This is a genomic window from Streptomyces sp. NPDC006872 (genome assembly GCF_040635845.1).
Lineage (GTDB): Bacteria > Actinomycetota > Actinomycetes > Streptomycetales > Streptomycetaceae > Streptomyces.
Genome location: NZ_JBEYIL010000004.1, coordinates 273,117 through 282,427, shown reverse-complemented (window position 1 = coordinate 282,427; position 9,311 = coordinate 273,117). Strand labels below are relative to the sequence as shown.

Here is a 9,311-nt window from a genome sequence, read left to right as displayed (position 1 = left end):
GTGGTGGGTTAGTCGGCGTTCGGGCTGGTGCGCTCAAGGCGCGCCTGGGTACGGGCGAGAGTGCTGGGCGGAGGGGCGTCACCAGGCCGCCGGATAGGGGGTGTGCCGCCGTTGTTTCGGCGCCCGTCAGGGGCGTTCGGGTCCTTCTTTCCGCGCGCGGGTGGCTGGGAATTGACCAGCGACAACGATCCGAGAACGGGGGCTTCGGTGACGGTCCGCATGTGAGCCTGTGCGGCGCGCGACTGGGCTTCGATTTCGGCGCGGATGCCGACCGTCTTGCAGCCGGTGACGAGGAGCCACGTCTCGCCCCAAATCTGGTCCGTCACGTACCGGGAGCCGCGGGCGGAGCGCAGCGCGTCGGCGACCTCCCACACGTCCGGGTGCTTCGTCTGACGGTCGGCGTCCTTGCGGGCCTGCTCCTCCTGGGCAGCCTTCTGTGCGGCGGCCTTATCGGCGGCAGCGTTCGCGTCGGCGGCCTGCTTCTCGACGCGGGCCTTCTCCCTCGCGCGGTCGGAGGCTTCCTTCGCCCGGCGTGCGGCGCGGCGCTCACGCCTGGACGGGATGCCGTCGGCGCGCTGCGCGATGCCGTGCTCGTAGGCCATCAGTACGACGGGGCCGCCGACGGAGGCGAGGGCGCCGATGAGGCCTGCGTTGAATCCGATGGCCTCGTCGGTAAGGCCGCCGTACAGGTTGACGGCGGCAGCGATGATCGCGCCGGCCATGATGCCGATCCGGTACGGCAGGACGTCGCGGCGGTGGGCGACAGCCCACGCGGCGCCGAGGGCGAGGACGAGGGCGAACCCTTCGAGGAGTGCGGGGGCGGCGATGAGGAACTTCCGCGCGGGGTCCCAGAAGTGCATGAACTGGACGGGGGCGGCGATGATCAGGCCGGTGGCGTAGATGCTGCGGGCACCCCACTTCCACCAGTGTTCCGACCGCCGCTGCTCCGCCTCGCGCTTCGCGTCCGCGGTGTCCTGCTCTGCGGCGGCGTTCTCCGCCCTTTCGCGTTCGGCGTTGGCTTTGGCGGTGTCGGCGGCGCGCCTGGCGAGCGCAGCGGTGTGGTCGGCTTGTTCTTTCTCCAGGCGCATGCGGGCGCGCTCGTTGAGGATGCGCTGCCGTTCGGCTTCCTCGGCCGCCTTGGTCTTCTCGGCTTCCGCCTTGGCTTCGGCGTCGATGCGGGCGGCGTTCGCTTCGGCGGCGGCGCGGGTCCGGATCGCTTCCGCCTCGGCCAGGGCGACCGGGTCGAACCGGGGCTCGGGCGAGGTCTTCGGCGTGCCGTTGACCTTCTCGACGGATGTGGCGGTCACGGTGGATCAGTCCCTTCCAGGGTCAGCGAGTGATCAGGTAGGTGATGACGATCAGCGGTAGCGGCAGGAGAATCCCGGCCGCATAGATGAGGCGCATGCCGTTCACCTCGTGTCTGCGGTGAAGCCAGCAACAGTCCGCCGGACCGTGAATCCGAGGCCGCGGACCTGCGCGGACACCCCGCCGGGGGCGAGCCGCTCCGCCTCGTTCAAGAGGGCTGCGATCTGGTGGCCGATCTCCTGGCTGCGGGCCGTCTTGGCGCGGAGTTCGTCGGCGGATCCGGTGTGCATCACGCCGCTGCCAGGTAGTGGAAGCCGTCGAGCTCGGCGAGCAGGTCGGGGCCGGCGTTGCGGCGGATCTCCGCCTGGCGGGCTGTGTCCCGGCGGGCGACCGCGGCCGCGTACTCGGCGAACAGGTCGGAGATCGACATGGCTGGCACGGAACCCACCAGGGTCACGGCCCGGGCGTTGCGGCCCAGATCGGTGGCGGCGAGATCGGCGTCGAACAGGAACGGAGACATGGCGGTGCCTTTCAGGCGCAGTGGGAGGTTGGAGTCAGAGCTGGTTGGGCTGCAGAGCGAAGTACAGGACTGTGACGCTGTCGGACCCGATCCACTGCTTCACAGCTCGCAGCACTTCGCTGTAGGTGGCCTCGCGGGTGTGGACCCCGGGCACGACGTTGATCACGCCGTCGGTCGTCCCCTGACGGCCATCGTCGGCCTGGACGGTCATGACCCAGTGGTGGATAGTTCCGGGCGACAGGGCGGCGTTCTCGCTGGTCTCGACGGACGCGGACATGGCTGATCTCCTCGGCTGGTGATGCAGGGATGGGGTGCCGCGGTGCGGGACGGGGGTGTCGGACCGCACCGCGGCGGATCGTGGGTTACTTCTGGTTTTCCTCGGACCGCTTGTTGGCCTCGCGGAGCTTGCGGAGCATCTCGGCGTACTGGTCGTCGGTCACCGGTCGTCCTCCATCGGCGGGTAGATGGATGCCCGGATGGCGCCGCGAACTGCGGCGCGAACGCCCTGGCCGCGCCAAGAGAACTTCGCGTACAGGTGGACCGTGCCACCCGAGTCGGTCCGCTCCGGCATCACGTCCGCGCCCAAGTGACGGGCCCAGGCGGCGAACGCCGAACGCTGCTCGTCCGGTGTCGACGTCAACGAGTCGACGTCGGCCACCAGCGCCCCGGAGACGGGGATCGTCCACGTGACGGCGGGAAGGCCGTCGACCCGGAGGAACTCGCCGAGCGCCCTGTGCGCGTCCCGCTGCCAGCGCCGCAGGTACATCTGGTCGGTCATGACGCCACCGCCGTCCGGTACGGGTGCGGTCCGCGCGGCCGCGACGGCAGCGCATCCTTCGTCTTCGCGTGGTCGTCGGCGGCGATCACGACGCACCTTCGACCAGGTGAAGCCGACCGGCGGCAGCGAGCTGGCAGCGGCAGTCGGCAAGCATGACCTGCCAGTCCAGCAGCTGGTTGTAGTCCTCCGTCGTCGCCGCCTCAGCCGACAGACGCCGACAGCGGGACTGGAGCCGGTCGTGTCGGGTCAGCAGATCCGCAACCCGCACCGACACCGCGGTACACACGACGCCGTTGATCGTCGCCGACTCGCCGTCCGCCAGACCCGCCAAACGGGCCTCCAGACGGTGCAGCGCGGCAACCGCCAGGTCGGGGAGGGGAGCGGTCGGGGCGGTCATGACGCACCCCGCATGTCCTCGATCACGCGGCGGACTGCGGCGACGCGGGCGATCGGGTCCTGCCCGGCCGGGACGATGACGTAGTGGCGTCCGTCGGGCGATTCCATCGCCCAGCAGGCAAGTCGATCGGCGAGGTCGTCATTGACGTCCATCAGCTTGTCCAGCGGCGCCTCGATCATGGCGACGTCCTGCTCGGCGAGGAGGGCGGCCAGCGTGTCGCGGGCCTCCTGCTCGTCGGCGAGACGCTCGAACTCGGCGAGGCACGCCCGGGCTGCCGTGACCATCTGGCGCAGGCGGGCCGGCGACGTCTCGGCGAAGTCGGAGAGCTGCGGGTCGGTCGACGCGACCAGGGCCAGGCGGCCGGTGTCGGCGTCGGCCATCACCTCGGCTTCGAGGGACAGGGACAGCGATCGTTCGGTGGGGTGATCGGCGCGCACGGACGCACCGGTATGGTTGGTCATGCCGTCTCCTTGGTTACGTCAGGGAGTTCTGGCAGGCCTCGTCCTGGTGTGTGGAAGCCCAGGGCGGGGCCACGTTCATTTGTGCACACAGATGCTGGTGGAAGACAGCTCCGCGGTGGAACTCCACCACCATAGACCGACCTATGGACCGGTGGCAATCCACCATGCGAAGATTTCGCCATGCCCCATGGAGTCCACAGAATCCCCGCGAAGACGTACCGCCCGGAACCCGAGCTCCTGGCGCTCGCCAAGGTCGCTGTCGCCGAGGTGGACTCCACCCTGAACGACCACATCAATGCGTTCTTTCGCTGGCTCACGCACGAAACGGACGAGCTTCCGAGGCGGCCCAGCAAGCCGCCCGTCGCGCCCTCGTAGCCTCTGAGCTTGGCCGCCAAGATCGCTCCTCGAAGTGCGGCGGGGCAGACGCCCGCCTCTCGCTATCGAGGACACCGCCAGTACGGGGTGTGACGGCAGCCTGAGAGTCGATCACTCACACATCAATCACAGGCACAGGCAGGGGAGCCATGCCGGAGCAGCAGGCAGCAGCAGAGGCGTTCGTCGCCGAGCTCAAGTACTGGCGGGACGTGCGAGGGCTCTCGCAATCCGCCCTCGCCAACCGGGTCGGATACACGCCGTCCTACGTGTCGAAGGTCGAGGGCGGTCAACTTGCCCCCTCGGGCTCCTTCGCCAACCAGGCAGACAACGTCCTCAACGCCGGCGGCGCTCTGCGTCGCACGTTCCGGGAACTTGAGGCTCAAGGACGCCCGGCCGCGACACCGCACACCGCATCGAATGGCGAGGACTCGCACGCCACCAGCCTGATCGTGAAGCACGAGGACACGACGCTCCACTACGACGGCCGCACCTACCGAGCCACCCAGCGGCGCCGGCTGTACAACGACAGCCCCGACCCGGTGACCCGATACCTGGTCCGGATCTCCGTCGACCGCTATCCGGGAGATCCCGAGCGCTCGAACCGGCACTACCGCGATCATCCCCTGACGTGGGAGGAAATCGGCCTCAGCGCTTCGATCGACGGCGAGCCACTGACGTGGCGGGTGAAGCACGACCGGGACGCCTTCAAGGAGTTGTGGCTCCTCTTCGGCCAATACCCGCTATACCCGGGCGAGTCCGTGTGGCTGGAGTACAGCTACACCGTGGGCGACGAGAAGTGGGGCTCGTGGTTCCAGCGAGCGGTGCGCCTGCCGACGCAGCGCATGAGCGTTCGCCTCGACTTCCCCGCCGAACTCGACCCAGTCGTGTGGGGCACGGAGACGAGCATGACCGCTGAGGCGATGCCGTTCCGCACCGCAATCCGCCGCACTGAAGAAGACGACCGGCGCGTCTTCTCGTGGTCGACCGAAGACCCGCCTCTGCACGCCCGATATCGGCTTGAATGGAAGTTCCGAACCCGCCCAAACCAGGAGGATGCATTGCACGTATTGGAGCCCGAAGCCACCGCGAGCGAGAGGATGCGCGCCGTTGGCATCGTCCAAGAGGGCGACCCGATTCTGACGAAGACCGCGCGCCCGTTCGTCCTACCGGACGAAGCCGAGGACGCGCGCCGGGTTGTCGCCGAACTGATCTCCGCTGCCGAACGGGCATCCACCGTGCACGTCTTCGGCAAGGGCATGGGTATGGCGGCAACGCAGATCGGCATCGACCGGGCCGTCGCGATCGTCCGCCCCCCTGACGGCGGATCCATCACCCTGTTCAACCCGCGCATCGTCGAAGTGTCGCGCGAGACAGATGAGCAGTACGAGGGTTGCCTGAGCTTCTTCGACGTGCGCGGCAGGGTCCCCCGGCCGCTGGCGATCAGTGTCGAGCACATGGACATCGACGGACAGGAGCGGATCACGATCTTCGAGCGGGGTATGGCTCGACTCGTCGCACACGAAGTCGACCACCTGCACGGCCTGTTGTACCGGCAGCGGATGCGGGACGGCGCGCACCCGATCCCGGTCTCGGAGTACCGGGGCACCGGGAGCAGCTGGAGCTACGGGAAGTAGTGCGGACACGAGAAGAGCCCCGGCCGGTCGGCCGGGGCTCTTCTCGTTGCATTCCCTACAACAGGCCTCGCTCGCGCAGATCACGCACGACGCGCTCGCTCATCTCCCGGATCTCCTCGACCGTGGTCCCCTTCGCCGTCGCGATGAGAGCCAACTGCACGACGTCACGCGCCTGACCGTCGACCACCTCGGGCGGGACCGGCGACTTCTGGATGCCCGGGGCTCCGGCGACTTCTTGCACCGGTACCGGCTCGCCACCTTCCAGGATGCTGATGCAGCTGCCAGGGGCCCACTGGAGCAGGCCATCGATCTTGACGTAATTGGTCTCGCGGATCTCCAGGCCCTTCTCGACGCGCTGCCAGGTCCGGTTAGAGAGGCCTCCGGCTTTGGCGTTCACATCATTGAGGGCGAGGCCGAGTTCTGCTCGCCGCTTGCGCGCCATGCCGGCGAGGCGGGAGTAGTCGCGAGGCGGGCTGTCGGTCATGCCCTCAGTATGCACAACAGCAGGTAACTATCACTAGCGGACGCCCCCAGTTACCTCTAGCTACCTTTGGATGTAGCGAGATGCCCACGGAAGGGGCTAACGTGAGACGTGGCGGGCCCGCCCCGAACCGCCAAGAACCGGGCGGGCCCATCGATCAATCCGCTGCGCTCAAACAGACCGGAAGGACCATCCACATGGTCGCATCCCTCAGCGATCCCGGCGAGAACCGGGGCCTCGAACGCTTCACGAACAGCGAGTTCAACATCGAGCTCATCCCCAGCGGAGAGAGCTTCAAGGTGGTCGCATCGGGCGTCGCACACGCCCTCGGCTTCCACGCAGCCCGAGACATGCTGCGCACCGTGCCCGACGAGGAGAAAGGGTGGGAGCTGTCTCCCACCCCTGGCGGCGAGCAGGAGGTTCACATTCTGCTCGAGGCCGGCTTCTATCGGGTGATCGGCCAGCGTCAAGCGAAGAGGATCAGTGACGCGGCGATCCGCAGCCGCGTGGAGCGCTTCCAGGCATGGGTCTACGGCGACGTGTTGCCGAACCTGCGCAAGCACGGCCGCTACGAGGTCGCCGCCGCTCCCCCGGCAATGAAGGAGATCACCGCAGCGGCCGGCCCGCGCCCTTACAAAGAGCAGGCGGAGATTGTGGTCCTGTTCGCGCAGGCTGGGGTCCTCCCGGAGTCCTACGCAACCGCGACGGCAAAGATCATCGTCGCCCGAGCGATGGGCGAGCGGCCCGAGTTGGAGTCGTCGGAGACGCCGCTGTACGCGGCCACGTTCCTCGCCGAGAAAGGCCACAAGCCGAAGACTGTGGCGAAGTTTCAGTCCGGCTTCGGCTCCCGGGTCAGCAACCGGTACTTCAAGGTGCACGGCCGTCGTCCCGAGAAGATCCCCGGCCCGGCCGGCTCCCGCATCGACAAGGTCGCCGTCTACACCGAGGACGACCGACCCGTGCTGGAACAGGTGTACGCCGAGATCGTCGATCTGATCAACGCTTTCGAGAATGGAGGCCAGAACCGGCTCATTGCCTGATGGTGCTCACTGGCGGCCCCCGGCCGTCTGGGCTGGGGGCTTTCTTGTCACCCCATCGACACGTTCTGTGCAACGTCTTCCCTCCCGCCTCAGCCCTCGTAGACTGGCCGGGCTCCCGCCGAAAGGATCCACCCATGCGTCCCGCGGATTTCCGCGATCACCTAGTTGACCTGCTGAAAAACACTCCGGATGTTCAGAAAGTGGACGTCTGGGAGGGCGGACCGTACCCCTATGCGTTGGCCGCGACGGTCGCTGGCCGCGAGTCTCGCTGGCAGGTGATCGGGCAGCTGGCCGAGGGGGCAAAACATGCGACGCCTACCGCGACTGTGATGGCTGGCCCGCCTGCGTTCACGGCCGCTCCGGTGACGGCTGCTCCGGACTCCTGGCTGGCTGGCGTGATCGGCGCGTCGGAGCCGGCGGACACGGAGCGGATCGATGTGTGGTCGGCGCGTGAGGGCAAGAGCCATACGGGTCTGACGGTCTTCTTCCACAATGGCGAGCGGGCGTTCGTCCGCCTCGCGTGAGGCTCCCAGAGCGCAGAAGAAGCCCCCTCGACCGGACGGCGGTCGAGGGGGCTTCTTCTGTCAGGGGCTTGGTGCCGTCGGCGGCCGTTCGGGAGGCCACGGCGATGCTGCCTCTTCTCGGCCTGCTGCCGTGTGTCGTGTGCATGCAGCAGACGCCTTCCGGCCCGCGCCCTGTCCCGCCACGCTCGACTCGTCTCCCCTGCCCCGTCCAATTCCCGCTCTGTCGGCACCCCGGGCGGGGCTGCAGGCTCGACTCATGGGGGCTGACGAGGGGCTATCGCGGCTGGACACGACCATGTTCACCTGCCCGTACTGCGGTCTGCCGCAGGAGCGGGTGGCGACGCTGGGGCACGACTGGGCGCTGCTGGAGCCGGACATGCATCCGCTGGCGCATATGGTGCCGGCTGAGCACCGGTGGATCACCCTGTCGGATGGTCGGGTGACGGTGTACGGAGTGTGTCCGCCTGTGGTGGAGCAGCGGTGCCGGATCGAGCATCGGCTGGCGTGTCCGGGGCAGGAGCTGCCTGATCTGTGGCCGTGGCTGACGACGCTGCGGGGCGAGAACGCGCGGGCGGCGGAGCGGCGGGGGGATCCAGAACCGTCGCAGCCTGGGGAGGAGTGGCCTGACGTCGGGTAGGTACGGGGTGCCCGGGCCGTCGGGGGCGGTCAGCCGAGGTAGTCAATCTGGAAGATGTGGAGCGTCTTCGTCTGGTGCCCGAGGTAGATCACGATGAGGATGTCGCCGGTGACGAGGGTGCGCATGATCCCGTCGTCTTCGCCGTAGGGATGGGTGGCGGCGATGGGGTCGGTGCAGGCGTCGGCCAGGGCGAGGGCGAGTCGGGCGCTGGCTTCGTCGGGGAGGCCGTCCCAGATTGCTTGGTTCACGGCGTCGCAGCGGAGGGCGTACACGCCTTCACTCAAGCAGGTCAGGCGGCGCCGCGTGAGCGAATCCGCTCAGCTTCCTGAAGGACACGTTCAGTCACATCACGCCAGTCACCGGGCACCTGTCCGCCGGCCGCCTCGATGGCGGCGGCTTCGCGGCCTCGCTGGACGGCTGCGAGGGTGCGCTCTGCGATGCCCTGCCATTTCGCGAAAACGGTGAGCAGCTGATGGGCTGGTGCCCGGTTGACTTCGCTGAGGAAGCGCTGGGCGAGAGCGGGGTTGCCGAGAGCATCACTGATCCGCTGGATGGTCCACGGCTCGCTACTCATCGCTACCTCCCGAATAAGCGGTACCGCTTTCGAGGCTATCGGAAGGCGGTACCGCCTTGATGCCGCCTTCGCCGAATGGCCGGCCTTCTTCACTGTCGTCGCTGGGGCGGCCCGTAGGGGGACTGCCAGGCGGGCCGGTCGCGCCGGAGGGCGGGGCGGTGGTGGTCGCAGTGGGCGGGCTGATGTACGGCTTCGGCGAGCTTGGCCAGGCTGCGCGCTGCTTCCTGGACGGACTGTCGGGCGCTTGGCGCCGCAGCGTTTTCGAAGGATCGCCGGAAACGCTCGAGGGCTTCCTGTGCTCGTTGGGCGCGTTCGGCGTGGAGGTGGCCGAAGTGTTCCTGCACCTGCTGCCACGCCTGCTGGAACTCGAGGTCGATGGGCGCTGGCTCAATGTGGAGGTCGACGGCGGTGACGCCCGCGGTCTCCTGCCATTCTCCCGCCTCGTCCATGATCGACAGCGTGGGTGCGACCCCGCCGAAGACCACGGGTTCGGGTGCAGGCCGGCTGCGCATGGCGTCGTCGCTGACGTCGTAGTCGTGGAGGGCTCTGTCGATCTGGTCGAGGATGTCGTCGCTGTGCACGAGC

The 9,311-nt window shown here is 68.2% G+C and carries 16 protein-coding genes; 5 read left to right on the top strand and 11 right to left on the bottom strand.

Annotated elements, in window-relative coordinates; translation table 11 throughout:
- Positions 1-8: 8 nt before the first annotated feature.
- The 7 genes from ABZ725_RS14335 to ABZ725_RS14305 form a co-directional block, all read right to left on the bottom strand.
- A complete protein-coding gene (locus ABZ725_RS14335; RefSeq protein ID WP_358802984.1) occupies positions 9-1,307 on the bottom strand; it encodes a hypothetical protein in 1,299 nt (432 codons plus the stop codon).
- 102 nt (positions 1,308-1,409) lie between these two features.
- Positions 1,410-1,595: a hypothetical protein gene (locus ABZ725_RS14330; RefSeq protein ID WP_358802983.1), complete on the bottom strand. Its 186-nt coding sequence runs from the start codon at positions 1,593-1,595 to the stop codon at positions 1,410-1,412.
- A complete protein-coding gene (locus tag ABZ725_RS14325) occupies positions 1,595-1,825 on the bottom strand; it encodes a hypothetical protein (protein ID WP_358802982.1) in 231 nt (76 codons plus the stop codon). Before ABZ725_RS14325 ends, ABZ725_RS14330 begins: the two co-directional genes overlap by 1 nt.
- A gap of 34 nt (positions 1,826-1,859) precedes the next feature.
- Entirely contained in the window at positions 1,860-2,102 is a 243-nt protein-coding gene (locus tag ABZ725_RS14320) for a hypothetical protein (RefSeq protein ID WP_358802981.1), read from the bottom strand.
- A 159-nt stretch (positions 2,103-2,261) separates the two neighbouring features.
- Positions 2,262-2,603 (bottom strand): hypothetical protein, encoded by a 342-nt coding sequence (locus ABZ725_RS14315; protein ID WP_358802980.1) that lies wholly within the window; start codon positions 2,601-2,603, stop codon positions 2,262-2,264.
- 85 nt (positions 2,604-2,688) lie between these two features.
- Positions 2,689-3,000, bottom strand: coding sequence for a hypothetical protein (locus ABZ725_RS14310; RefSeq protein ID WP_358802979.1), 312 nt, complete (start codon positions 2,998-3,000; stop codon positions 2,689-2,691).
- Positions 2,997-3,461: a hypothetical protein gene (locus ABZ725_RS14305; RefSeq protein ID WP_358802978.1), complete on the bottom strand. Its 465-nt coding sequence runs from the start codon at positions 3,459-3,461 to the stop codon at positions 2,997-2,999. The genes ABZ725_RS14310 and ABZ725_RS14305 overlap by 4 nt, the downstream gene beginning before the upstream one ends.
- 180 nt (positions 3,462-3,641) lie before the next feature.
- On the opposite strand from ABZ725_RS14305, the gene ABZ725_RS14300 reads away from it, so the two are divergent.
- Together ABZ725_RS14300 and ABZ725_RS14295 are read left to right on the top strand one after the other, a co-directional pair.
- Positions 3,642-3,836, top strand: coding sequence for a hypothetical protein (locus ABZ725_RS14300; protein ID WP_358802977.1), 195 nt, complete (start codon positions 3,642-3,644; stop codon positions 3,834-3,836).
- 149 nt (positions 3,837-3,985) lie between these two features.
- A complete protein-coding gene (locus ABZ725_RS14295; RefSeq protein WP_358802976.1) occupies positions 3,986-5,470 on the top strand; it encodes a peptide deformylase in 1,485 nt (494 codons plus the stop codon).
- A gap of 55 nt (positions 5,471-5,525) precedes the next feature.
- Here ABZ725_RS14295 and ABZ725_RS14290 read toward each other — a convergent pair whose 3' ends face one another.
- Entirely contained in the window at positions 5,526-5,954 is a 429-nt protein-coding gene (locus ABZ725_RS14290) for a hypothetical protein (RefSeq protein ID WP_358802975.1), read from the bottom strand.
- 194 nt (positions 5,955-6,148) lie between these two features.
- On the opposite strand from ABZ725_RS14290, the gene ABZ725_RS14285 reads away from it, so the two are divergent.
- The 3 genes from ABZ725_RS14285 (at position 6,149) to ABZ725_RS14275 (ending at position 8,152) form a co-directional block, all read left to right on the top strand.
- The gene (locus tag ABZ725_RS14285; RefSeq protein WP_358802974.1) at positions 6,149-6,991 is read left to right on the top strand and encodes a BRO family protein; all 843 of its coding nucleotides are present in this window, start codon (positions 6,149-6,151) and stop codon (positions 6,989-6,991) included.
- A gap of 134 nt (positions 6,992-7,125) precedes the next feature.
- Positions 7,126-7,515 (top strand): hypothetical protein, encoded by a 390-nt coding sequence (locus tag ABZ725_RS14280; RefSeq protein ID WP_358802973.1) that lies wholly within the window; start codon positions 7,126-7,128, stop codon positions 7,513-7,515.
- Between the two features lie 256 nt (positions 7,516-7,771).
- A complete protein-coding gene (locus tag ABZ725_RS14275; protein WP_358802972.1) occupies positions 7,772-8,152 on the top strand; it encodes a DUF6083 domain-containing protein in 381 nt (126 codons plus the stop codon).
- Between the two features lie 29 nt (positions 8,153-8,181).
- Here ABZ725_RS14275 and ABZ725_RS14270 read toward each other — a convergent pair whose 3' ends face one another.
- From ABZ725_RS14270 to ABZ725_RS14260, 3 genes are all read right to left on the bottom strand, one after another.
- Positions 8,182-8,400: a hypothetical protein gene (locus tag ABZ725_RS14270; protein ID WP_358802971.1), complete on the bottom strand. Its 219-nt coding sequence runs from the start codon at positions 8,398-8,400 to the stop codon at positions 8,182-8,184.
- 41 nt (positions 8,401-8,441) lie between these two features.
- A complete protein-coding gene (locus ABZ725_RS14265) occupies positions 8,442-8,726 on the bottom strand; it encodes a hypothetical protein (protein ID WP_358802970.1) in 285 nt (94 codons plus the stop codon).
- A gap of 89 nt (positions 8,727-8,815) precedes the next feature.
- Positions 8,816-9,307 (bottom strand): hypothetical protein, encoded by a 492-nt coding sequence (locus ABZ725_RS14260; RefSeq protein WP_358802969.1) that lies wholly within the window; start codon positions 9,305-9,307, stop codon positions 8,816-8,818.
- Between the last annotated feature and the right edge of the window lie 4 nt (positions 9,308-9,311).

Coding starts and splice junctions, on each gene's coding strand:
- ABZ725_RS14315 (WP_358802980.1), bottom strand. CDS start 2,603: ATGACCGACCAGATGTACCTGCGGCGCTGGCAGCGGGACGCGCACAGG.
- ABZ725_RS14265 (WP_358802970.1), bottom strand. CDS start 8,726: ATGAGTAGCGAGCCGTGGACCATCCAGCGGATCAGTGATGCTCTCGGC.
- ABZ725_RS14290 (WP_358802975.1), bottom strand. CDS start 5,954: ATGACCGACAGCCCGCCTCGCGACTACTCCCGCCTCGCCGGCATGGCG.
- ABZ725_RS14285 (WP_358802974.1), top strand. CDS start 6,149: ATGGTCGCATCCCTCAGCGATCCCGGCGAGAACCGGGGCCTCGAACGC.
- ABZ725_RS14320 (WP_358802981.1), bottom strand. CDS start 2,102: ATGTCCGCGTCCGTCGAGACCAGCGAGAACGCCGCCCTGTCGCCCGGA.
- ABZ725_RS14275 (WP_358802972.1), top strand. CDS start 7,772: ATGGGGGCTGACGAGGGGCTATCGCGGCTGGACACGACCATGTTCACC.
- ABZ725_RS14305 (WP_358802978.1), bottom strand. CDS start 3,461: ATGACCAACCATACCGGTGCGTCCGTGCGCGCCGATCACCCCACCGAA.
- ABZ725_RS14310 (WP_358802979.1), bottom strand. CDS start 3,000: ATGACCGCCCCGACCGCTCCCCTCCCCGACCTGGCGGTTGCCGCGCTG.
- ABZ725_RS14325 (WP_358802982.1), bottom strand. CDS start 1,825: ATGTCTCCGTTCCTGTTCGACGCCGATCTCGCCGCCACCGATCTGGGC.
- ABZ725_RS14300 (WP_358802977.1), top strand. CDS start 3,642: ATGCCCCATGGAGTCCACAGAATCCCCGCGAAGACGTACCGCCCGGAA.
- ABZ725_RS14330 (WP_358802983.1), bottom strand. CDS start 1,595: ATGCACACCGGATCCGCCGACGAACTCCGCGCCAAGACGGCCCGCAGC.
- ABZ725_RS14280 (WP_358802973.1), top strand. CDS start 7,126: ATGCGTCCCGCGGATTTCCGCGATCACCTAGTTGACCTGCTGAAAAAC.
- ABZ725_RS14295 (WP_358802976.1), top strand. CDS start 3,986: ATGCCGGAGCAGCAGGCAGCAGCAGAGGCGTTCGTCGCCGAGCTCAAG.